Annotated in this window: 23 protein-coding genes; 9 read left to right on the top strand and 14 right to left on the bottom strand. The window is 35.6% G+C overall.

All coding sequences use genetic code 11. The features are described 5' to 3' along the window. Window positions 1-307: 307 nt before the first annotated feature. From coaD to MY533_RS03825, 3 genes are all read right to left on the bottom strand, one after another. Window positions 308-787: a pantetheine-phosphate adenylyltransferase gene (coaD, locus tag MY533_RS03835; protein ID WP_132357588.1), complete on the bottom strand. Its 480-nt coding sequence runs from the start codon at window positions 785-787 to the stop codon at window positions 308-310. Between the two features lie 47 nt (window positions 788-834). Further along, on the bottom strand, window positions 835-1395 hold the full coding sequence (gene rsmD / locus MY533_RS03830) for a 16S rRNA (guanine(966)-N(2))-methyltransferase RsmD (protein WP_132357590.1): 561 nt from the start codon (window positions 1393-1395) through the stop codon (window positions 835-837). A 176-nt stretch (window positions 1396-1571) separates the two neighbouring features. Beyond that, complete coding sequence (locus MY533_RS03825) at window positions 1572-2999, bottom strand: RNA polymerase II (RefSeq protein WP_248718093.1); 1428 nt, start codon at window positions 2997-2999, stop codon at window positions 1572-1574. A 56-nt stretch (window positions 3000-3055) separates the two neighbouring features. On the opposite strand from MY533_RS03825, the gene MY533_RS03820 reads away from it, so the two are divergent. Beyond that, window positions 3056-3445: a DUF7147 family protein gene (locus tag MY533_RS03820; RefSeq protein ID WP_132357594.1), complete on the top strand. Its 390-nt coding sequence runs from the start codon at window positions 3056-3058 to the stop codon at window positions 3443-3445. A 2-nt stretch (window positions 3446-3447) separates the two neighbouring features. Here MY533_RS03820 and MY533_RS03815 read toward each other — a convergent pair whose 3' ends face one another. Beyond that, complete coding sequence (locus tag MY533_RS03815) at window positions 3448-3720, bottom strand: YlbG family protein (RefSeq protein ID WP_248718092.1); 273 nt, start codon at window positions 3718-3720, stop codon at window positions 3448-3450. Window positions 3721-4002: 282 nt separating this feature from the next. Between MY533_RS03815 and MY533_RS03810 the strand changes: the two genes are divergently transcribed. From MY533_RS03810 to MY533_RS03790, 5 genes are all read left to right on the top strand, one after another. Continuing rightward, window positions 4003-4908, top strand: coding sequence for a glycerophosphodiester phosphodiesterase family protein (locus MY533_RS03810; RefSeq protein WP_248718091.1), 906 nt, complete (start codon window positions 4003-4005; stop codon window positions 4906-4908). Between the two features lie 771 nt (window positions 4909-5679). Beyond that, the gene (locus MY533_RS03805; RefSeq protein WP_248717174.1) at window positions 5680-6294 is read left to right on the top strand and encodes a hypothetical protein; all 615 of its coding nucleotides are present in this window, start codon (window positions 5680-5682) and stop codon (window positions 6292-6294) included. Between the two features lie 427 nt (window positions 6295-6721). After that, window positions 6722-7210, top strand: a complete 489-nt coding sequence (locus MY533_RS03800) for a sigma-70 family RNA polymerase sigma factor (protein WP_371873333.1) — start codon at window positions 6722-6724, stop codon at window positions 7208-7210. Continuing rightward, entirely contained in the window at window positions 7185-8252 is a 1068-nt protein-coding gene (locus MY533_RS03795) for a DUF4179 domain-containing protein (RefSeq protein ID WP_248718089.1), read from the top strand. The genes MY533_RS03800 and MY533_RS03795 overlap by 26 nt, the downstream gene beginning before the upstream one ends. A gap of 39 nt (window positions 8253-8291) precedes the next feature. Continuing rightward, window positions 8292-8492 carry a hypothetical protein gene (locus tag MY533_RS03790; protein WP_248718088.1) on the top strand — a complete coding sequence of 67 codons (201 nt, stop codon included), beginning with the start codon at window positions 8292-8294 and terminating at the stop codon, window positions 8490-8492. A gap of 287 nt (window positions 8493-8779) precedes the next feature. Here MY533_RS03790 and MY533_RS03785 read toward each other — a convergent pair whose 3' ends face one another. From MY533_RS03785 to MY533_RS03765, 5 genes are all read right to left on the bottom strand, one after another. Next, on the bottom strand, window positions 8780-9175 hold the full coding sequence (locus tag MY533_RS03785; protein ID WP_248719141.1) for a DUF6262 family protein: 396 nt from the start codon (window positions 9173-9175) through the stop codon (window positions 8780-8782). After that, a complete protein-coding gene (locus MY533_RS03780) occupies window positions 9168-11303 on the bottom strand; it encodes a tyrosine-type recombinase/integrase (RefSeq protein WP_248718087.1) in 2136 nt (711 codons plus the stop codon). Before MY533_RS03780 ends, MY533_RS03785 begins: the two co-directional genes overlap by 8 nt. Window positions 11304-11327: 24 nt before the next feature. Beyond that, complete coding sequence (locus tag MY533_RS03775) at window positions 11328-12524, bottom strand: tyrosine-type recombinase/integrase (protein ID WP_248718086.1); 1197 nt, start codon at window positions 12522-12524, stop codon at window positions 11328-11330. 484 nt (window positions 12525-13008) lie between these two features. Continuing rightward, window positions 13009-14061: a tartrate dehydrogenase gene (locus MY533_RS03770; RefSeq protein WP_248718085.1), complete on the bottom strand. Its 1053-nt coding sequence runs from the start codon at window positions 14059-14061 to the stop codon at window positions 13009-13011. Between the two features lie 155 nt (window positions 14062-14216). Then, complete coding sequence (locus tag MY533_RS03765; protein ID WP_132357606.1) at window positions 14217-14663, bottom strand: YlbF/YmcA family competence regulator; 447 nt, start codon at window positions 14661-14663, stop codon at window positions 14217-14219. A gap of 87 nt (window positions 14664-14750) precedes the next feature. Here MY533_RS03765 and MY533_RS03760 point away from each other — a divergent pair, with 87 nt between their 5' ends. Then, on the top strand, window positions 14751-15251 hold the full coding sequence (locus tag MY533_RS03760) for a PaaI family thioesterase (RefSeq protein ID WP_248718084.1): 501 nt from the start codon (window positions 14751-14753) through the stop codon (window positions 15249-15251). Here MY533_RS03760 and MY533_RS03755 read toward each other — a convergent pair. Next, a complete protein-coding gene (locus MY533_RS03755; protein WP_248718083.1) occupies window positions 15232-16707 on the bottom strand; it encodes a UDP-N-acetylmuramoyl-L-alanyl-D-glutamate--2,6-diaminopimelate ligase in 1476 nt (491 codons plus the stop codon). The genes MY533_RS03760 and MY533_RS03755 overlap by 20 nt on opposite strands. Before the next feature lie 204 nt (window positions 16708-16911). Then, window positions 16912-18030, bottom strand: coding sequence for a CAP domain-containing protein (locus MY533_RS03750; RefSeq protein ID WP_248718082.1), 1119 nt, complete (start codon window positions 18028-18030; stop codon window positions 16912-16914). Window positions 18031-18175: 145 nt separating this feature from the next. On the opposite strand from MY533_RS03750, the gene MY533_RS03745 reads away from it, so the two are divergent. Both MY533_RS03745 and ytvI read left to right on the top strand, forming a co-directional pair. Beyond that, window positions 18176-18541: a YugN family protein gene (locus MY533_RS03745; RefSeq protein ID WP_132357615.1), complete on the top strand. Its 366-nt coding sequence runs from the start codon at window positions 18176-18178 to the stop codon at window positions 18539-18541. A 207-nt stretch (window positions 18542-18748) separates the two neighbouring features. After that, entirely contained in the window at window positions 18749-19813 is a 1065-nt protein-coding gene (ytvI, locus tag MY533_RS03740) for a sporulation integral membrane protein YtvI (RefSeq protein ID WP_248718081.1), read from the top strand. 136 nt (window positions 19814-19949) lie between these two features. Here ytvI and MY533_RS03735 read toward each other — a convergent pair whose 3' ends face one another. From MY533_RS03735 to MY533_RS03725, 3 genes are all read right to left on the bottom strand, one after another. After that, window positions 19950-20411 carry a DUF420 domain-containing protein gene (locus MY533_RS03735; protein ID WP_248718080.1) on the bottom strand — a complete coding sequence of 154 codons (462 nt, stop codon included), beginning with the start codon at window positions 20409-20411 and terminating at the stop codon, window positions 19950-19952. Window positions 20412-20445: 34 nt separating this feature from the next. Continuing rightward, window positions 20446-21378: a cytochrome c oxidase assembly factor CtaG gene (gene ctaG, locus MY533_RS03730; RefSeq protein ID WP_248718079.1), complete on the bottom strand. Its 933-nt coding sequence runs from the start codon at window positions 21376-21378 to the stop codon at window positions 20446-20448. Between the two features lie 824 nt (window positions 21379-22202). Beyond that, complete coding sequence (locus MY533_RS03725) at window positions 22203-22547, bottom strand: cytochrome C oxidase subunit IV family protein (protein WP_248718078.1); 345 nt, start codon at window positions 22545-22547, stop codon at window positions 22203-22205.

Here is a 22547-nt window from a genome sequence, read left to right as displayed (position 1 = left end):
AAGCACAGTAGAGGACATCAATCATTTATCCTACTCTAGTTTCGCAGAACGTATGATGATAATTCCTAAATCCATTTTTAAATTTTACGTCAAAAAAGCGCGGGAAATCAACGTTTCTAAAATTGATTTCCCGCGCTTTTTTAGGCTTTAGTTTTAGTCCCAGCCTCACTCTTTTAGTTTATTAACAATTATGCCTCGTTACTGTCGCTTGCGTGGCGATCTTAGACTGATTTCCTCTATTTCAGCGGATGTCTTGTACCGAAAGTTTAGCAACAGGTACAGCCGTTTGGACACAGGCTGAAAAAAGTTAGTACTTTTCCTTCAAAGCTTCTACAACACAAGCAGGAACAAGTTCGCTAACATCACTACCGTATTTCGCAACCTCTTTCACAATGCTTGAGCTTAAGAATGAATATTGATTTTTTGTCATAATGAAAAACGTTTCAATAGTTTCATCAAGAAAACGGTTCATCGAAGTAATTTGCATTTCGTATTCGAAATCCGAAACAGCACGTAAACCACGGACAATCGCTTTTGCTTTTTTTTCCTTAGCATAGTCTATTAATAACCCTGATGAACTTTCAATACGTACATTAGGCAATGTTTTAGTAACTTCTGCCATTAATGCCATGCGCTCTTCCACTGAAAATAACGGCTGCTTGGATGAATTATTTAAAACAGCAACATAAACTGTGTCAAATACATCTGCCGCCCGTTTAATAATATCTAAGTGACCAAATGTCACAGGATCAAAACTTCCAGGAACTACAGCAATCTTCTCTGACAACTTATTCTCCCTCTTCCTCTATGCAACGATCAATGTCCAAGGGGTGCTTAGACACCCTCCGAATGAAGATAAACGGATATAATCGTTCCGCCATATGTTTCTTGTCTTTTTAATACAAAGTCCCCAAATATTTGTGGTAATTCTACTTCTTTTGCATGCTCACATAAAATAATGCCATCATGTTGAATTTTATCATTATCAACAAGAATCTGCACTAAGTCATAATATTCTTTATGATGATATGGTGGATCTAAAAATACTAATTTAAACGTAATATCACGTTTTAATAACGCTTTCACAGCACGCTTCGCATCGATACGAAAAAGCTCAGAGCAATCCTCGTAACGACATTTTTTTATGTTATCCTGTAGTACTTGGAACGCCTTTGCATCTTTTTCAATAAATACGGCATGCTCAGCCCCTCTACTTAAAGATTCGATACCTAAGCCACCGCTCCCTGCAAATAAATCGAGCGCCGTACCTCCATCAAAGAATGGGCCAATAATATTAAATATGGATTCCTTTACTTTATCAGTTGTAGGTCTCGTCGTGTTCCCTGCAATTGCCTTTAAAGGCATCCCTTTACGTTCTCCTGCTACAACTCTCATAGGTAAATCACCGTACTTTCTTTTTCCATAAATCAATTTCACTTTGACTTAATTATAGTTGGTGTTGCTGTCGCTGCTTTCACACAGTCAAAACCCTGTTGTCGCCGCAGCAACAACAGGCTAATTGAAGATAAAAGCATTTTTGCAGCGAAAGACGAACCTCCGCTGCAAAAAATTTATTCTTGTTCTTGTGTTAATAACTTAATATTGATACGACCATCACTTTTTTGTAATTCTACTAAAAATAATCGTTGTAGCCAAGCTTCTTCTACATAATAATTATTGGCAATTTTAATAATCGGTGCTGAAATCGTCGAATATCTACGTTGATTAAAGACATAAAATCCTGGTTCTTTCGGGAATCGGAAGGTACGATTATCACTATTGATATAATACCCATTTTCACCTTCACCAGCAGTATAGCCTAAATAAGGTAACAATTTATCAGCATTATATAATACTTGCCCTTCATAAAGTATTACACGAACGTCTTTTTTCAAAACATCATTCACGTAAACACTTCGTTCATCCTCAAATAATAGTGGATATGTGCCATTTTCTTGGGCAGCATTTAACTTAAAATAAGATGTTTTTGCATCTAATACCTCGGATAAAAGCTCGTCCATTGATGCAGGGGAAATCGGCTCTTCCCCCAGTTTATTCAAAGCTTCCTGCCATGTCGACTCTTGATTAGGTGTCATATATTCTTTTAACGTCTTCACGATTTTCTTAGCTTTATCTGAGCCAATCGTATCTTTCACTAAATAGGATGCCACCACTTCCGGCAACCATGTTGGTGAATCTTCAAACTTATATTGCGACTTTATTTGCGACAGTATAACTTCCTGTTCAACAGCTTGTTCAGTTAGCTCTGGTAAAAATAAAAGTCGGTCATCATGTTCTTTCACTGGATTCTTTTCTTGAATAATAGCGATATGTTGATCATTCAAAAACTTAAAATTCTCCAATGCTTTTAAGAAATCTTTCGAAATAGCACCCGGGGCATAAATAGACAATACAGGCGTTTGCTCTTGTACTTTTAAATTACCCGTTTGCCAATAAATATCACGAACTGTACCATATCCACTAAACATTGTATAGTTAACAAGTGATAGTTTTTGCTGACCTACTAAAGGCAAGCCCGTTACCCACTGACCAACAGTTTTACTATCTGTTGAAATATGCACAACAGAGTAAGATGATTCACCATTCGTTAATGTGGCGAAAGCATTTTGGATGAGCATTTTATCTTGTAAGCCACCCTTAATTGGAATTATGTATGAAACAGATTGTGATTTAGTCTCCCCTTTATTAAAATACGAGACTTCTTTTGATAGGCGATCACAACTTTTTTCGTTATCGATAAAGCAACTAGGATTAATCGCATTTTCTGGCCACTCTATCTTCACTTTTTGGTTGGGTAAATTTTTAAAATGTTGACGAATATCCAAGCTATTTTCTCGATAGACAATTTCTATCTCTTGTGAATAACGGAATTCGCCATTGCCTGTTTCTAAGTCAGAAGAATAAGCATGGTACTGAAAAAATAACGTTCCGGTAATGATTAGTGCTAAAATAGAAAAAAAACTCATTGCAAATTTCATGTGCTTGACCTCCCGCAGCATGATACTATGTGTATTGGAAAGGATGTGCAATTTTTATGCCACAACAATTTATAGAATTAGGTGAAGGCTATGGTGATGTTTATGAGCTACTTGAAATAGTGAAAACCAATCAAGATCGCTTCCACCAAGCCTTTATACTAACATCCACTAAAGAAGAAAAAAAGGTTGCCTCTTTAGCAGTCGCTTTAAAACCAGTCGGTGAAAGTAAATTCATGCCGATTTATATTTGTCGAGAAGGCATCCCTTATAATGAAGAGCAGCCTTCGCAGCGACAAAAAATGTTTGAAGAAAGTATTAAACGACTAGATCGAAAAGCGGTTGTTGTAGAAATAAAGCACTCTTCTATATTTTCGGAATCAAAACTATTTTATCAATACTTGATCGGAATAATGAGACTTCATCACTATATTCCATCGTTAACATAGTATTATAGACCCGCTTTGTAGTCATATTCTTTCGCTTTATCTGGTTTTGCATTTTCATACTCAGTTTTAACAAATGGACGATAAGACTTTACAACGTCTTTCACGAATGGAAGGCGTTGTAGTTTTGATGTCATCGATTCAATTTCCTCTCGCTCGCAATAAATCACTACATATTTTTGCCTCCGAGAAATATAAAGAACATGACCATACTTTCGAAGAGACTTCGCATGTTTTAATTGATGGACGTAAACGATTAGTCCTTGGCGTTCGTTCATAGTATTCCCCTCATTTCTTACATAAAAGAATACCATAGACCGGAAAATGATAGCAACAGAGTTTAGCTGACAGAACGCTCAATTTTCCGTTATAATGGAAAAGCATACAACTTTGACTACACGTTTTACATTCACTTATGCAAGTTATAGAGTACTAGTTTACGTTAGATTGCTCATTGAAAAATCAATTATGCATCGGCATAATAGTAGCTGATGCTTTGCTCTGAAAAAGTCAAATTGCCAGTACTATTTATATTAATTTAATTGTTAAGGAGGACAAATATGGGTAAGAAAACAAAGATTGCTCTTGCAATCGCAGCGGCAAGTGCAGCTGCATGGGCAGGTAGTAAAGCTATTTCTAAACCTCAACAACGAGAGGGTAAACAAGCATTACAATTTGATCACCCAATTATTCTCGCACATCGTGGCGGTGCTCATTTAGCACCTGAGCATACAATGCCTGCTTTTGAAAAAGCCGCACAGTTAGGTGTTGACGGCTTTGAAATAGATATACGCTTAACCAAAGATGAGGAAATTATCGTTTTCCACGATGATACTGTCGATCGTACGACAGATGGCTATGGACTTGTTGCAGATATGACTTTTGCGGAAATAAATGCATTAAACCACGGTTATCAATTTAAAGATTTAGATGGGGAATATCCTTATCGAGATGAAAAAATAGACGTTGTATCATTACGTGAACTATTAGAAACTTATCCAAATATGTTAATAAATATTGATATTAAAGATGCACCAGATACGTATGAAGGCAGTTTAATGCCATCTAAACTATGGCGTTTAATTGAAGAGCTTGGTGCTGAGAATCGAGTAGTTGTCACAAGCTTTTACGGTGAACAAATTGATCGCTTTAATTTATATGCACAAAATAAAGTAGCGCTCGGTGCAGGTGAATCAGATATTCGTAAAGCATTCGCCTCTTTCTCAAGCCAATTTGGACACTTATATCATCCAAAGGTAGACGTATTCCAGATACCGCCTAAATCAGGAGTAATCACACTAGATTCTCCGAAGTTTATCCAGTTCCTGAATAATTTAAACATTCCTGTTCATTATTGGACAATCAATGACGCAGCAACAATGAATAAATTAATTCACAACGGTGCAAAAGGTATTATTACAGATCGACCTGATATTGCTGTAGAATTACTACAAAAACAAAAATAATAAAATGGAGAGTAGGCTCCATTTTATTATGATTAACACATTATTGGTAAGGGCCTTCTTTTAACAGCCCTTACCTTTTTTAATTCTCTACCTATTATAATTAGCGGGTACAAAGACAGCTGCCCTATATGATGAATTTTGGTGCAAAATCTCTTTTTTAGTATAAGCATTTGTCCCCAAAAAGCCGCGTCCTATTGTTGAAGATCACAAAAAATATAAAAAATAACGGCTGCATACATACGTTGTAATGAAGTAAACTATATTATTAAAAGCACAAATGATTTTGTTCTTTATTCGCTTAGTTACAGAATATAAGGTCGGAATTATTAAAAAAGAAGGAGAGATACGATGTTCGATCAAGTTGCGTATTTTATTTTTCAAGGATTGCTTATTCTAACGGTTTTAGTTGTTGTGGTTGGCATCCCTCTTGGGGATACACTGATTAGAAAAAAATAAAACTGTATCCAAAGATTATCTTAGGGTGACAACCTTCAAACGTATGTAAATAAATAGACCAAACATATTATATATATAAAATATGTTTGGTCTTTTTTTATGATTTTGTTCGTAACGATTGTTGTTCTACCTTGTCTTACTCAACTAACGGGGCAGGTTAGTTCAATAGTGTTGGTTAACTTGTGTTCAACTACAATAAGAAATTCATATTAAAACATCGGAATTGTGGTTAATTTAAGAACTATTGGAATATAAACCTATTTTGTGTAAACTTAAACATAAGAGGTGAATTCATAAAATGGAGGAATGTAAATAATGCAACCCATACTTTTATTTCGATCTGTCGGAGGATTCGCAAGTGTTATATCTGGTTTATTCTTAGGAATCGGACATTTGATTAACCTATTAGGGGAAGCAGATAATGGAACTGTTTTTGGGCAAAGCTTAGTTTTATTTGGTCACTTAGGTCTTAGCTTTGCTTTTATAGGATTATTTGAAGCGCAGGGTAAAAAAAATGGGCTGTTGGGTAATCTAGGAATGTTGTTGGGTCTGATTGGTACTACTTGTGTAACAGCAGTTGTATTTGTAGAAATAGCAGGTGTTTCTGGGGTGAATGTAAAGCCTATTTTTGATGAAGGCGTTTCAGGCATTATATATTCAGTTGGACCATTGTTTTTCGTTTTAGGTATGATTCTATTTGGAATTTCAGTGATGAAAGAAGGCATTCTTCCTCGTATGGGTGGATTGTGCTTAATAGTAGGAACACTCGTTTTTGCTTTGGCTACTTTGATACCAAATGCCGAAGGAATCATCACTGTCATTGGAGGAGCAATTACAGGTATAGGATTTGTATTGCTAGGAGGATATTTACTTTCGGCTAATGGTAAAAGAGAACTAAACAATCAAACAAAAATGAGCGCGATTGTTTAATAAGCGTCGCTGTTCTTGTTCAACTAACGGGGTGCTTTAGTGGAATAAGGAGATTTAAAATAATCAATCTTTTTTATAGAAAACAGTTATTATTAATAAGAGAAAGCTGTCATTTTGATCAATCTTTATTCAAAATGACAGCTTTTTGTATACAGTAAAATCAAAAGTTTTGAGTAATTTATAATCAAATTTTTTCTAAACCAAAAGTAACGATTAGAAACTTCTCTAAGCTCTTAATTTCCTGTTTCATTGAGATTTATGGTTTCCAGACTGAATGAATTCCAATTTTTTTATTTTTGTTAATAAATTTGAATCGTTTTGTTGTCCTAAACTCTCTAATTAGTGTGAAAGGAAGGGAGGTTTTAAATTGGATATAACATCAAAGTTAGTAAAACGTGCAAAAAAAGGTGATACAGAGGCATTTCAGATGCTTATTCACGAAGAAAAAGAAAAAATGTACCGAATGGCATATGTGTATATGCGAAATGAAAATGATGCGCTTGAGGTTTTTCAGGAAAGCCTGTATAAAGCTTTAAATTCAATCCAAACATTGAAAAATAACGATTATTTTTCTACTTGGCTGATGAGAATTTTAATTAATACAGCAATTGCAACATTAAAAAAGAAACAAAAGATTGTGCCAATTAATAATGAGATGTTTGATCAGATTGAAGATGTTAAGAACATTCAAAGCGAGGAACATCTTGATCTTCTTCAAGCTATGGACGAAATTGAGGAAAAATATAAAACTGTCTTGCTTCTGCGTTTTTATCATGATTTTACAGTTAAACAAATAGCAACATTTCTAGACTGTCCTGAAGGTACGGTGAAGACGAATATACGCCGTGGATTAGAAGGGTTAAGGCTAAAATTAAAGGGGGTTTATTTAGATGACAGACAAAACTCGATTGTTTAAGGAAGAAATTAATAATATTTATGTCCCGACTGAAAAATTAGATGCAATTATATTGAATACGTTTCAAGGGAATGTGCATAAAAGAAAAAGGTCTAAACGAAGTAAAATGTTATATAGCGTAAGTACTGCTGCCGTCGCATTCATTTTGTTAGTTAGTTCGGCAACTGTTTCACCTGCTATGGCTAATATAGTTTCAAAAATTCCAATTATAGGGACGGTCTTTAGTGAGTCTAGGGATCAAGGCTTAGAACAGGTACACAATAAAGGTTTAACAAATATATTAGGTGCTACGAAAAGTGTTGGACAAACTTCTATTACACTTGATGAAGTTTTCTATGATGAGACACGTTTAACAATAGGATTTTCAATGACATCAGAGAATCCAATTGGAGAATTCTATTTATCATCTGGGCCTCAACTCACAATAAACGGAAAAGCATTTTCACACGCAGGCACTTATAGTGAAACGGAAATATCACCTACCAAAAGAACTGGTATCATAAACATAGATTCAAATTCAATTGATGATTTGCCTGAAGCTTTTACACTTGGTGTAATTTTTACAGGTGAAGATGGAAAACAGTGGGATTTCTTAAATCCCGTAAGTAAGAAATCAAAAGTCCAATCTGTTGTTATTAACCATACCCAAGAAATAAAAGGCATAGAACTTACTGTCTCTGATTTAAAAGTAAGTCCAGCTGGAATGCAATTTATCTTTAGTGCAAAATCAGAAAAAATAAATTACTTATCTAATGGAAATATAGATTTTAAAGTAGTTGATGATAAAGGAAACGAACTGATGTCTCATTCAGGTGGCAGTGAAATTCAAATAATCAATGGCAAGGAACATTTGACTGGTGCTCGACTAATTGACCCAATTAGAGATAATGTAAAGACATTGACAGTTATCCCGTATATTAAATTCCACGATGGAGGAACTAGTGTGGAAGTTGATAATGAAGGCAATGAAACAAAAACAGAATTAAAACCTTATGAAGGAACTGATTTCGAGTTTGAAAGCTTTACAGTAACTATTCCTTAAATAGGGATTACTAAAAGTGAATAAGGCGATTCTCTAGTTATGGTAATCGTGTGTGATAGTGAATTGGTGGTTCCTTTTGATGCGGAAGATGAAGAAGATGATGAAAATCCCCAATTACGAATTGAATTTTTGAATCCGAAGTTTATTATTGAAGGATCTTACAACGCTGTTCCTGGATGTGCAGTATTTGAGAGTGGTTATATTTGTATCGGAGAAGAAATAGCTATTGGAGATGCATAAGCAATAAATATACACGAAGGAAATAATCCTCCTGTCTATTATTTAAATCATGAATATGGTGAAGAGACTGAGATGATAATTGAAAATAAACTAACTGTTGTAAAAAAATTATCCGACCTGTTCCTAGTTGCGAGAATAAAAAAGTAAAATGTTGAATAGCCCTTTAAGACTTAATGTTTGTGAAAAAATGTACTTAAACAAACGGGGTGCGTTAGTTTAGTAAGAGACAGCGATTGCTGTCTCTTTTTTATGATCTATGTAACAATGTTTTACTACAACAGCCTTTGTTATAAATTTTTTATATAATCTGCTAGTTCCGTACTTTCTGTTTTACGTAATTTTTTATTTTCATCTTCCAACTCTTCAATTCTTCCTTCCAATTTTTTGATTCTTCTTCTAAGAGAAGCAATCATTGCGTCTTGATTTGCTTCGTCTCGCTTAACTCTTGAATTACTATATGCTTTTTCTTGTTGTTCTCGTAAAAATTCGATACGTTCTCTGATGTCAGAATGATTATATAAGGTCGCTTTCGTTACGCCAGCTTCTTTTGCTACACTGTTGAAATTAATAGCCTTAGAATCCTTTGTAAGTCGTTTAATGGCGTTTTCAACCTTTTCTTTTGTCTTACGTTTACGCTCCTCGTGTAAGCGCCTTAGTTGCTCTTCTCGGTCGATACTAGCCATTCTTAACACCTTTCTTTCTCATACGCTCTAGTTTTCTATGCATACGTTCTAAGTTACCGAAAATGACGCTTCCACTTTTAATGGTATTATATATTTCTTGGTATCTCTCTAAGTTCTTTTCATTCGCTTCGATCATATCTTCTCGACCATATTCTTTTGCTGCTTCAATCATTTTGGCTGTTGATTCTATATGAAGCTCATATTTCTTTACATCGAAACTGGTCATACCCACAGATAGGTCAAAACAGGGCTTCCCATTGTTTGCTGTAAGACAAGGTGGTTCAGCTGCTAACGGGCAGTTTCCATTCACTCTGGCACGACAAGTCCCATAAGGATTGTCCAATGCATATAACTTTTCATCTCGCCATAACGCATCCATAACGTCTTCTGGAATTCCCTCGTTCTCTGTCACTTGATGAACTTTACCGTCAAGATCAAAGCTAAATACACCGCTTTTCACGACCTTCTCAAACTCTTTGCGTTTCGTATCATCCAATAACTTAGCGTAACGCATTGTCATTTCAGGAGATGCGTGAGCCAAAAGTTCTTGCACTGTTAAAATATCAGCTCCGCCATTTATCATCTTTATACCAAAGGTATGCCTGAAAGCGTGGTTTTTAAAACGGAAAATATTCCCCATCTCATCAATAATTTCCTTTTTATGTGCCAGTTCGTATAAATTTTTCTGAATCCATCGCTGACCGAATGGCTTTCCCTTACGGGAACCGGTGTATCGGACAAAAATGAATTTATCTGGATTATTGTCTTCGTTGCTAAGTTTTTTTGATTTATCGATTAATATAGCGAGCAGATTTGCCAATTCTTCATCAATGGGTATTTTATGATTTATCACATAGGTCTTCTCTATATCGGTTTTAACAGAGCTTTTACCATTTAAACGAAATAGACATTCCTGTGTCAGTCCCAATGTATCACTGACACGCAATCCTGTTTTATACATAACCCAAACGACTGGTTGAACATCTGGATGAAGTTCATTTATATGCTCGAACAGTTGCTCCAATACAAAGTCTGGAACGTGTTCAATGTCGTCTGTTGCTTTCTTAGGCATATTAGGGATATCCCCAGGATAAATTAGCTTTACTACAGGTTTTTTTGGTGCAATACTATACTCATATCGTTGTAAATCTTCAAGGCATACCTTAACATAACCAATGTTTTTGATTGTGAAACTCGTAGGATTTGCGTTCTTTTGTTTTAGATTGTTTTTAGTATAGTGATTAAGATATTCTAAATATTTCTCAAAATGCTCTCTTGTGAGTTCATTTAAACTATTCCAATCAGGTTCTAATTCACTAACAAAATTCAAAAACATTGATAAATGTATAATATAATTCCTAGCTGTACCCCACGAAAAATTCCGAGCACCTAGCAATCTATTTTTTATATACTTTTTGGAGTGTTTTCTGAATTCTTCGTTTTGTACCTTTTCAAAATTTATATAGTAATCATTCTTTGAAGGATTAGATTTAATGCCATATTTTTTGTTTAGAATCCTAACATCCCATCTATCTTTTTCTAATTCTTCACGGGTATCTGTTTGTTCTGATAAGTAATTGTAAATCGAACGCAAAAATCTTGCTGAAGCAGATTTATTTTCCGAATTACCATATAAAGCATCTTTGGTTATTTGAGTTGTTGCTATCCCCTTATTGGTTAACCACCATATCCACTGTTTCTCCTCTTTGTCGATGTCCAACGCCAAAAGGGAAGGGAGTCTAGGATGTCTTTCGTTTAGGTATTCATTCAATCGTTTTAGCTCAGTTCTATTACTATTAAATGCAGAAGAAAGTCTCCATCCATCATTAAAAAGCTTAAGATAAAATACAAATTTAAGTTCCAAGGATACCGACGGATTTTCAGAAGAGAATATTATCTTTCTTCCTGCGTTTTTATATTCTTTATATTGTTCTGCAAAATTAGGGATTTTACCAATGGTATCAACATTCCAAACATCATTGACCAGAAAGTAATCACCCTCGACCTTATATGTCTTGAGCTTTCCATCGCCTAACACTTCTTTTGCCTCGTAAGAGGAAAGGGTAGAGGTGATTAAGTCCCAATATTCATTCTGCGGTAAAGCATTGCTTGCTGTGTATTTATTCAATATTCTGACCCCTTAACTGTTGATTTAAAATTGAAATGCCTCATCAGAAACACCCGATAGAACAGGGTCTTCCTTTCCATTCTCTCTAATCTTTATCGAACCTAGATTGAATGTTGGAGCTGCCTTTTCCCAATCCTTGCGGATATCATCCTCGGAAGGATGGAGGTAGTATTTGATGGTTGTTTGGATTTGAGAATGCCCTAAACGCTCTTGCACCATTTTAATGTTTTTGGTCGCAAGGTAATAAAGAGTTCCGTGGGTATGTCTAAACATATGTGGAGTTATATGAAACCCCGTTTTTTTCTTAAGTTCTTGACACACATCACGAACATTATGGTATTCCATTGGTGAACCTAGGTTATCACCATGCAGTTTCACAAAAACAAAGTTATGATCCAAATCCAAATCATCAATCACTTCATACAAATAATCATCATATAGATCCATCAGTTCCTGCGATACATCGATTTTTCTTTCACCTGTTTTTAAATAGCCGCCGTTAGGTAATAAACCTCTCTCTGTCAAATAAATCTGATGTTTTCTATGTTTATTATCGAATTTTAAATCTTCTAAAAATAAGGAAAGAGCCTCCCCAATCCGCATACCCGTTTCGAATAGTAGACGTATTAAGAATCTATCTCTAATATTTGTAGTAGCATTGTAGACGATTTCAACTTGTTCTTTCGTGAAAATCTCTACTTTCTTACTTGGTTCTTTTTGTTTAAGAATATTTTTGGAGTAGGGTTGATTTCCACTAACGTGTTCTAAAAAACTTTTATATCCTTTACCACCAGCACCCGAGTATACTTTTTTCATTAATTTATCGCCAATATTTGAATCTATTAAATCGCTTCGATATAAATAATCATAGAAGTTCGTTACAACAGTAATATAATTGTTCACAGTTGACTTAGCTCGCTTTGCTGAGGTTTTCTTCTGAGGAGTCACTTTTACACTCTCATAAGGATTTGAAAGCCAACCCACAAAGTTCGATAGAACTTCAAAAGAGACCTGGTGATAATCAATCCCTAATTGCCCTAAATAAGTAAAATAGGCTTTTAAAGCCTGACAATATCCCTTTAAAGTATTAGGTGTTTTTCCACTGTTATAGAGATATTTCATATACTTTGCTACCACTTCAATTGGTTTTCTATCAGCATCTAACAAGACATAGATAATCCTATTGTCATCAATTGGTACTTTTAAAACTTCTATATCCATTCATCAATCATCTCCTATTGTTGTTAGAGAAGGTGCTTTACTCATCGTGATAATTGGTATGTTTATTTCTATAAGGTCCTCGAACATTCGTTTCTGTGGAGTCCTACCTCGGACCGATGCTATCCCCCCTAAATACAAACAGATGTCCATTAGACTTAATATTCAGAATATACTTTTTATACTTATTAATCAACCCTTATATTTTTAGAATAGTATGCAAGTAAAAAGAGGATAACAGCCTCTATAATAGACTAATTATCCTCTATCCCTTTATCCTTATATAACAAGTGGATGCAGTTTTTTAATTTAACATGCTTTGTTTCCATAATATATTTAGGGATTGATGAAAAATAGGGAGCCCTATTGAAATAAAACAAATTTCTTAACCATACTATAACGGTAACTGCTTACCACTCTTTAAGAAAACAGCCAAAATCTAATAAACAGCGGGGCTGAAGAAAACCCCACTGTTTAAAGTTTTGCTTTAGTGTAGATGATGTAATACCGTATCCGTTACATCACGTAATGTTGCTGTTCCGCCCAAATCGCCTGTTTTAATACCTTCTGCTAGTGTTGCTTCTATCGCATTTAGCACTTTTGTACCGATTTCATGATAGCCTAAGAAATCAAGCATCATTTTACCTGTCCAAATTTGTCCAAGTGGATTTGCTATACCTTGTCCTGCAATGTCTGGAGCAGAGCCATGGACTGGTTCAAACATGGATGGATATTGTCTTTCTATATTTAAATTTGCAGCTGGAGCAATTCCGATACTTCCCATAATCGCACCACCTAAGTCTGTTAAAATATCCCCAAATAAATTGGATGCAACAATGACATCAAAGTTTTCTGGCTTCATTACTAAAAAGGCAGCTAAAGCATCAATATGATTAGATACTTGTCCTATATTCTCGTAATCTTTACCTACTTGCGCAAATATTTCATCCCAAAAAGGCATACTGTATGTAATTCCATTAGATTTTGTGGCACTTGTAACATGCTGGCGTCGAGTTTTCGCCATTTCAAATGCATATCGCATGGCACGCTCTGTTCCCTTCCTTGTAAAAATAGCATTTTGGATAGCAACCTCATCCTGTCCACTATGTATTCTGCCACCACTCTCCGCATATTCTCCCTCTGAGTTTTCACGTACAACAACAAAATCAAAGCCATTTGGGTTACGTAAAGGTGAAGGTAAACCTTGAAGCAATTTTGCTGGACGTACATTAATAGCTTGCTTCATCTCACGGCGGATTTTAATAAGTAAGCCCCATAATGAAATATGGTCTGGTACTAAATCTGGCATGCCTACAGCACCTAAAAAGATTTGATCATAACCTTTCAAAATTTCAATACCATTATCAGGCATCATTTTACCTGTTTCTAAATAATAATCACAACCCCATGGGAATGTGGTCCATTCAAATTGAAAGCTACCATCTAATTGAGCGGCTTTATCAAGAACTTCTATCGCCGCTGGTACTACCTCCTTACCAATCCCATCTCCTGGTATAACGGCAATTCGATAAGTCTTCATCTGTTAATCCTCCTTTAATTTCTATAACACCTATGCACTTACTATACAATTTTCTGCAGTAATTACACCCTGGTGTTTATAACAGTAGTATAAAAAAAGACTGTATAGAAACTCACCCGAGTTTGCATACAGTCTAAGAAAAAGTATTACCTTGTTTATGCAGAGCAAGAGCAAGAACCGCCTGAGCCACATCCTCCACCACATGAAGAACCTGATGCAAAGAACGGATTACTTACAGGAACTTTTACCGCTTCTGAAACATTTTTCCCTATAAGTAAGCTTATTTCATCAAGTAAATCTTGAAAATCGTTCTCAGCAATTTTTAAAGCTGAAACCTTTTCATTTAAATCGAGTGCGCGCTTTTGCTGACGAATCGATTTCATAATTGTATGATAGTCCGGATGATATTTTCCGAAACGTTGTACATCTTCATACTGCTCTTTCATGCGATTAAATGCATAAATAGCTTCGACTATTTGGACATCGCTATACACAGCATCATATGCTTGCTGCAGCATTTTCGCAGGTTCAGAGGAAAGAATCATCTCACAAAGCGCATCGGCCTCATCCAAAATGATTGCCCAGTCAGAGGTCATCATCATTGTTAATTCCCCCAATCTCTTTTCCATCATAACAGATTTTATGGTAATTTTACATTATTGATAATTTTAAATGAAGGAGTTTTTAAATTGGCACCATCGTCTAAAAAGGAAATAGAACAATTACTTGCAGAGATTTTACAGCATAGTACAGCTGAAGATGAGGAAGTTTTACTACATTTATTGTCTGGCCTTCACGATAAACAACAAGGTATACATCGACGCTATATTAATGCTGCCTTACACATGGTTGGCAAATTTGAGCCTGAAATTAGCGAAGTTCGCATACCCATTACACCCGTTATCCATAATACCATTAAAGTACCACACGGCGGGATTATTGCAACAATTGCAGATGCAGCAATGGGAGGACTTGCTTCACGTTCAGTACCAGAAGGCTTTAATGTTGTCACAACAAATATGAATATCTCTTATATTGCAACAACAACCAACAAAGAACTTATTGCGCGTGGACGTTTCGTACATAAAGGGCGTCAGACACTTGTGATGGAATGTGATATTGAGGATGAGACAGGACGAAAACTTGCAATTGCGACTGGTTCTTTCTTTGTCATTCAACGCCGTCCTTAGACATAAGATTTAAAAAGTAATCTCGAATACATTGTTGATCGGAAAAAGGGAATTTTTGATTTTTTATTTGTTGGGTCTGTTCATGCCCTTTTCCGGCAACAAGTACAATATCGCCTTTTTCTGCCTTTGCTAATGCTTGATGAATAGCAACTTTCCGATCTAGATAGATTTCATAATATTGCTGCTCAGTAAAACCAGCAATAATACTTTCATTAATTAAAATTGGGTCTTCATCACGCGGATTATCAGTTGTTAAAAAAATGACATCCGCATACTTACTAGCTACTGCTCCCATCGCAAAACGTTTCGCCTTATCTCGATTCCCCCCACAGCTAAATACAAGGTAAAGGGTTTTCGAGCGATCAAAAGTTTGCAGAACAGCCTGTAATGCTTCTGCAGTATGTGCATAATCTACATACACATCAATTCCAAATGGATTGTCTATTTTCTCAAGTCTTCCTTCTGGTAGCCTTAACAACCACATATGCTCGGCTAGCTCTTCAATTGAGAAACCTAGGCGCCATAAAGTCATCAACGCGGCTACGGCATTTTGCACATGATATTTACCAACAAAAGGGATTTCTACAATATGCTCAGTCGATGATGTTTGTAAACAAAGAACCGTTCTTCCAAATGATTCACTGACAATTTGGATATGTAAATCATTATGATTATCAAAGCCAAATGAGCAAGATTTTTTCTTATCATAAATACCGACGGAACGGCAAAAATTATCATCTCCATTTAGCACTAGCTTTTTCGATAAATCTGCCAGCCTTTTTTTCGCACGCTTATATGCCTCGAGTCCTCCGTGATCTTCTAAATGATCCTCCGATAAATTTAAAAAAACACCACAATCGATATCACAATGATCAAGTCTATTTTGCTGTAATCCCATTGATGAAGCTTCTAAAACAACATGTGTAACGCCATTTCGTACACATTGCTTTAAAATCGGATGCAACTCTTTCGCCTGCAATGTAGTTAATTGCTCATACACGTTTTGTTGTTTCTGTTCATTGATGAAAAATCCTACAGTTCCAATAACTGCAACGTTTTTATGTAGGGCTCTTAATAATTGGCTCACGAAATGACTCACTGTTGTTTTACCATTTGTACCTGTAATTGCAATGACTGTTAATGCTTCTGCGGGAAAGGCTGAAAGCTTTGCACTCGCATACGATAAAAATAAGGATGTATTTGGAACCCAAACAAAAGGAATATTTTGATCGGTAATAGGCATTGAAATACTTTCCTCTGAAACTATTGCGGCAGCACCCCGGGCTAATGCTTCTTTTACAAAACGACTTCCCGATGTCTTCTTACCTTTACGTACAATAAAAATATCCCCAGGTTTTACTGCCTGAGCATAATCCTCAACTCCTGTAATAATGGTGCGAATAGATCCCCCAGTTACGCTACACGGCCAGTCTTTTAATAGCTCCGCTAATTGCAAGCTTCATTCCCCCTTTCGGTTCTCTATCATATGACGGCGTATGTAACGTTGTGACGAAAAATGTAGGCGATCATTGTGCTTATCTCACCTATAGAAGAGGGAGACTTCTGTAGGTGAGATTTTGCTTTCAATACTTAATACATTTGGAAAAGACTGAAGATAAACTTGATTTCGCCAAGTTTATCTTCAGTCTTAAATTTTTATTTATGGTGATGATTCATCAATATTTTCTACAGGTTCCTCAGAGTCTTTCTCACTATCCAGCCCCTGTGAAGATGATTCTAATAATATTTGCGTATAATAGTTTAAAAATACTCCAGATCCCACTGTCGTATATTTATCATTTAAAATGACATTTCGATGCTCTGATGAATTAAGCCAGCCATGCATTGCTTCAATCGCATCAAAATAATCAGTCGCAAGGTTTTCATTCGCCTCACTATATTCGATTCCCTCTGTTTCTAATCTCTTTTTTAAATCTCCATTTGTTGGTGATTCATGAGCGAGGAAATTGTGCACCTTCATATCTTCACTATGCATCTTTGCAACTTCTTCTATTGAATCATCAATATTTAATGGTGTTAAATCATGTTGAACTCTTGTTACATTTATTAAATCGTCAAGCTGCGCAGCATTTGCTTCATTAATTTCCTGCTGTAAAAAGGAAGATGGTGGTGTTGGTATTACGAGCTCACCTTGATAAGTCATTTCATACGGTTGATGAAGAACAAGGGTTTTACTATTAGTAAAACGTATTCCTTGTAGCTTACCCGTTTCTCTATCTATATAAAGTTGTGCAAAAAGCCCTTCAAATTTTACAAGCAATCGTGTCTGCATATCTTCTTCACTCATCGAGAAAACGAAAATATTTTCACCGACATTCGCCGTTACTTCATAATCAATAATTGTCATTCGGTATATCTCATCGCGCTTCTGACCAACCTTAAAAGGAGAAGCATCCAAATCTTCACCAGCAATGTAAACTTGTGTCACAATGTGATTGTCAACGCCTACCATGAAAAAAGTAGAAGGACTGGAGTTATAGATCCACCAATCATATCCAAAGGAGGATGGTTCCTTTCGTACTGGTTTACCATATTTCTCCAAAACTACTTTAGCTTCTTGACCGATTAATGTCGACATCCCGCTTTTTGGACGTGTCGTTGCTCCCATTTCAGGCTGCTTTAATTCGGTTTTGGGAATAACATTTGAATTGGCATTCGGGCCTTTTAGTGGTTCGTTTTCGCGCGGTGTATTAAAAAACATAAAGCCAATCAATGTAATTGCAGCACATACCATAAAAATGCGAAATAAAGCTTTCATACATGACTCCTTCTTATCACATTAGTCTATTTATTATATCAATTGTAATTGGGTTGACACAATGTTGTCATTGCAACAATGTCGAATATGCTCTATTATAAAAATGAGCGTATACTTTGTACGAGAACCTAAAGGAGGATTAAAGATGTATTTCGAAAATACTAACCTTGAAAATTTAACAGCTGATCAAGAACTTATTGTAAGCGTCATGAAAAAAAACGGTTTAGAATGTGATGGCGGCTGGGATTACGAACGTATGACATTTGATAAGCGTTTCGATACTCGCGAAGGTCGTTATTATCTACGTGTATTCTCATATGCTAAATCTGGTGATGTTGGTGCACACGATGCTATTCTAACATTAATGAAACCAGTACTTGGTAAGTACTACTATCCACACGGCGTTGAGTATGGTGATGATGAAGTTTATCCAGCTCATCTTGTAAAAAAATGTGAAGAAATCTTAAAAAAGGTTAAATTAGACCTAGAAGCTTTTGAAATTCATGCTTAATTTTAGATAGTTATGTCATTTTGCATTGATGTCGATTAAACAACGAAATTATTTTATTTTTTTATTAGGGTTTACAATAAATCGGCGATAACATGCAGTGCAATAGCTAAATCTGAAAAGACTGGTGGTCCAGTCTTTTTTATTTTGAGTAAAAATTTTATTTCTTCTCATACTAACTATATCTTTTACATGATGTAGGTGAGATAAATGTTACAATTTTTAAAACACCCCTTTTTTCGCCATCCGATCATTGTTATAGCTATCGGAATTGCAATTCTCTGGTTTATATCTCTGTCATTACCCATACTGCTTGCCTACGTAACTGCATTATTATTGGAACCTGTCATTATACGAATTAGTAAACGGTTCCGAAAAAAACGCAAAATAGTCGCATCTATTTTTTTCTTGTTCTTCTCAAGCGTGACATTACTTTTATGTATTCTCATTATATTTATAAGTTGGAAACAATTTTCGACATTTATCATTCATATTCCAGAGTACCTCAACCAGCTATCAGCACTATGGATTCAAACACAATCCAAGCTTTCCAATTATACTTATCACTTGCCCTTAGATCTTGTTATACAAATTCAACTTATGATAGCACGAGCGCTCTCTTCAATCGAGAAATATGCTCTTTCTTTAACAAATGTAAATGTTTGGTCATCTTCCCTTACGTATATAACTTCTCGTTTATTCGATATTTTCGTTTATTGGATTGTACTATATATGTTTCTTTTAGAATTACCGAATATTAACCGTAAAATGTTTGCACCTATTTCGTTTCACTATCATCAAAAAATACTATTTATTGGACAGCGCGTAAAACTTGCTTTATTTGGTTTTGTAAAAGCTCAATTTTTAATTGGTATTTGCATTTTTGCTATAGCTTTTGGAACCTTTTATTTTCTTAAAACACCATTCCCATTTATTTTAGCAATTTTATTAGTCATTTTAGATTTCGTGCCTTTTTTAGATTCATTTATTTTGCTTCTTCCTTGGGCAATATACAAAGCCTTTACAGGTGAATACGTTTATGCTGTTATGTTAGTCGTACTTACGATCGCCCAATTTTTAGTTCGACGAATGATTGAGCCTAGAGTTATTGGCAATAAAGTTGGACTCTCCTCATTAACAACCTTTATTGCCATGTTTATCGGTTTTAAAATGTTTGGATTTTCCGGTATTTTAATTGGTCCTTTACTCGTTGTTGTTATCGTTTCCCTATTTAATCAAACATCCATAAAAAATCTCCCACCTTCTCAAAAATAAGGAGGGAGATTTTATTAGGCCTCGGCAGAATCGCCTTTGTGCTACATCCGGAGGCTTCAAGCCAATAAATGTTGTTTTGCGCGAATGCGAAGCGTCAGCACCAATGTTTAGCAGTAGGTACATCCGCTAAAAAAGGTTAAAAGCCTAATATAGCTTTAATGACAGATGTTGTTTCACCTGGTTCAAACAAAATGTATAGTAAAAAGTATACTAAAACTCCGGTAATAGCTACGAAGAACCAAATAATACTTGTAATCGGTCCAATACGACGGTGAAGCTTGAGATTAATTTTCAAGCCAGAAATAATACTAACAATTCCAAATACTGCTCCAGTTGTTGCGAGAGTAATATGGAAAATTAAGAAGAAAGTATAATATGGCTTTAAATCTTCTCCACCACCAAACGCTGTGTTACCAATAAAGACTGTTCGTGAAGCGTAAATAATAAAGAAGATAAGTGCTGCAACTCCTGCTGCGAGCATTACTTTTTTATGTGCCTCTACTTTTCTTTTTATAATTAAGCCCCAACCAATAGCTACAAGTACAGCACTAATAACGATGAATGACGTACTTATAGTAGGCAAAATTTGCAATTCCATTTACAAAACCCCTTATACAAATTAAAGTTTCTTTTTACAACTGATGTTGTTGTTGTTGATTTTCCCATTTCTTTTGATGTTCTTTTAATGCATCAGCAGTAATTTTATCAGGATCCTTTTGTTCTGAACGATACCACTTAATAAATATTGATCCAAGTAATACACCAAAAATAAGCTCTTGTAAAATCTTCATTAAAACGCCGCCTAGTTGCTGATCGGCAACAGGTGTCATATTTGTAAAGAGCTCTGGTCCTGATAAAGATAAACTAGACAATGTAGAAACAGGTACACAAAGTTCCATTGCCTTTAGCCATGCATCACCATTTGTATATGTTTCATACATTGCGTTTGGCGCAAAAATAATTAACGCACACGCAGGTGTAATTAATACCGCGTTAGCAATAATATAGGCTAATTTATACAAGGGTTTCATTTGCGAACTATTAGGCATCTTTTGAATCAAAGGCCAGTACATTAATGTAGCAGAAACAAATAATACAAATGTATATGTACCATGTAAAGTTTCGTTTAATTTAATGTAGTCTAATACTGCAGGTAAATGATAGAAAGAAAATAACCCAATAAACACAAATACCGCAACGACAGGGAGTGTAAATACTTTAAATAAAGATTTAACAACCGGTGCTTCAATCGCAACTTTCCATATCCACCAAGGAATTCCCTTAATTAAAAAAATCGGAACAAGTAACAATAAAATAGCCATTTGCACCATATGCATCGTAAACATAATATGTGCCATTAAATCTATTGGAGATCCTTTAATAATATAAATCGTTACCATTGCCAGTACAAAATAAATAGCCTCTTCCTTTTTCAAAGGCTCACTTACTTTAAAATCTTTGCGCCACTTTGTTGTGACTAGAAAATAGATGACTGTTATGAAAACAAGAACCCCTATTAAGTATGGGCTCCATAAAGCTTGGAAACCAAATATACTAAGTGGCATACAGAACGCACTCCTTTACCTTCAGTACTCCTATTATAGAACGCTTACACTTATTCTGCAATGAACGAAAGGTGAACAAATTACTATCTATAGTTTACCTTTCTTACAGGATTATCATATTTATAGAAAAAATATTCGAAGTATATAAACCAAACATGAAATATATTATTTCTTGCTAGCTCATCATCATAGCGTGAGAGTGATTTCCGTTCCAGGCTACTCGCTTTCCTGTGGGCGGGCGACGAGCCGCTTCCTCCGCTAAAGGAACGAAGGCTAAGTGCGTCACATCCTGTGACAATGCCTTCGTGACCAACATCGTGTTGGCCTCAGGGTCTCGTATGTCTCGCTTTCCCACGGGAGTCGAGTAGCCTTCCACTCCAATCAGCAATAGCGTAAAATTTTTATAAATTTTAATGCATTTCAAAATTGGACACTATGACAACGCATCATAATTGAACAGAATAGACTTATAACAGTGACGTAATTGTACAATGTCGTCGCTGTCGCAAAGACGAAACTCTTTTGTTGCTGTCGCTTCGCTTTCGCACATAAAGAACATTGCTAAAGTTGCGTTTTATCACTTAAATTAAAGTGACATTCAGAGGATACATACTATGTGAATAAGTTGATTGGAGTGGAGACTGGGCGACTCCTCGGGGATTAGCGTCACAGATGAGACCCTGCAGCGAAGCGAAGCGGCTCATCGGACGCCCCCAGGAAAGCGCCCAGTCGGAACGGAAATCAACCCCTCGTTTTGCCCAAGTCATACTTTAAAAAGAAAAGCACGCCCCTACATTAAGTAGAGAACGTGCTTTTTTTGGTGATTACCACCAAACAATTGTTAAAAATGCTAAGAAGAATGTAAATGCGATTAGTATACCCATCCACATGAAGAAACCAATTACACCACCGAAGTGTGTTTTTTTGTCTTCTAAGTGCATGAAAGCGTAAAGTTGAAGAACAACTTGAACACCAGCAAGCAATAAAATAAGCGGTAATACTAAGTATTTAGAAAAATCAGCAGCAACTACTGCGAATGCGATGAACGTAAAGAAAATCATAATCGCAAAGTTGAGTACTTGTTTACGCATATGAACGGCATTATGATGACGATCATACTCGTATTGTGCCTGTGTCTTAGCAACTATAGGTGTATCGTGTGTAGACAT

This window comes from Lysinibacillus sp. Ag94, from assembly GCF_023242215.1.
Taxonomy (GTDB): Bacteria; Bacillota; Bacilli; order Bacillales_A; family Planococcaceae; genus Lysinibacillus.
This window is presented reverse-complemented; position numbering and strand designations above follow the sequence as displayed.

Excerpts from the sequence above, each read along its gene's own strand:
- rsmD (WP_132357590.1), bottom strand. The coding sequence starts at position 1,395 with ATGAGAGTTGTAGCAGGAGAACGTAAAGGGATGCCTTTAAAGGCAATT.
- MY533_RS03825 (WP_248718093.1), bottom strand. The coding sequence starts at position 2,999 with ATGAAATTTGCAATGAGTTTTTTTTCTATTTTAGCACTAATCATTACC.
- MY533_RS03820 (WP_132357594.1), top strand. The coding sequence starts at position 3,056 with ATGCCACAACAATTTATAGAATTAGGTGAAGGCTATGGTGATGTTTAT.
- MY533_RS03815 (WP_248718092.1), bottom strand. The coding sequence starts at position 3,720 with ATGAACGAACGCCAAGGACTAATCGTTTACGTCCATCAATTAAAACAT.
- MY533_RS03810 (WP_248718091.1), top strand. The coding sequence starts at position 4,003 with ATGGGTAAGAAAACAAAGATTGCTCTTGCAATCGCAGCGGCAAGTGCA.
- MY533_RS03805 (WP_248717174.1), top strand. The coding sequence starts at position 5,680 with ATGCAACCCATACTTTTATTTCGATCTGTCGGAGGATTCGCAAGTGTT.
- MY533_RS03800 (WP_371873333.1), top strand. The coding sequence starts at position 6,722 with ATGCTTATTCACGAAGAAAAAGAAAAAATGTACCGAATGGCATATGTG.
- MY533_RS03795 (WP_248718089.1), top strand. The coding sequence starts at position 7,185 with ATGACAGACAAAACTCGATTGTTTAAGGAAGAAATTAATAATATTTAT.
- MY533_RS03790 (WP_248718088.1), top strand. The coding sequence starts at position 8,292 with ATGGTAATCGTGTGTGATAGTGAATTGGTGGTTCCTTTTGATGCGGAA.
- MY533_RS03785 (WP_248719141.1), bottom strand. The coding sequence starts at position 9,175 with ATGGCTAGTATCGACCGAGAAGAGCAACTAAGGCGCTTACACGAGGAG.
- MY533_RS03775 (WP_248718086.1), bottom strand. The coding sequence starts at position 12,524 with ATGGATATAGAAGTTTTAAAAGTACCAATTGATGACAATAGGATTATC.
- MY533_RS03770 (WP_248718085.1), bottom strand. The coding sequence starts at position 14,061 with ATGAAGACTTATCGAATTGCCGTTATACCAGGAGATGGGATTGGTAAG.
- MY533_RS03765 (WP_132357606.1), bottom strand. The coding sequence starts at position 14,663 with ATGATGATGACCTCTGACTGGGCAATCATTTTGGATGAGGCCGATGCG.
- MY533_RS03750 (WP_248718082.1), bottom strand. The coding sequence starts at position 18,030 with ATGAAAGCTTTATTTCGCATTTTTATGGTATGTGCTGCAATTACATTG.
- MY533_RS03745 (WP_132357615.1), top strand. The coding sequence starts at position 18,176 with ATGTATTTCGAAAATACTAACCTTGAAAATTTAACAGCTGATCAAGAA.
- ytvI (WP_248718081.1), top strand. The coding sequence starts at position 18,749 with ATGTTACAATTTTTAAAACACCCCTTTTTTCGCCATCCGATCATTGTT.
- MY533_RS03735 (WP_248718080.1), bottom strand. The coding sequence starts at position 20,411 with ATGGAATTGCAAATTTTGCCTACTATAAGTACGTCATTCATCGTTATT.
- ctaG (WP_248718079.1), bottom strand. The coding sequence starts at position 21,378 with ATGCCACTTAGTATATTTGGTTTCCAAGCTTTATGGAGCCCATACTTA.
- MY533_RS03725 (WP_248718078.1), bottom strand. The coding sequence starts at position 22,547 with ATGTCTACACACGATACACCTATAGTTGCTAAGACACAGGCACAATAC.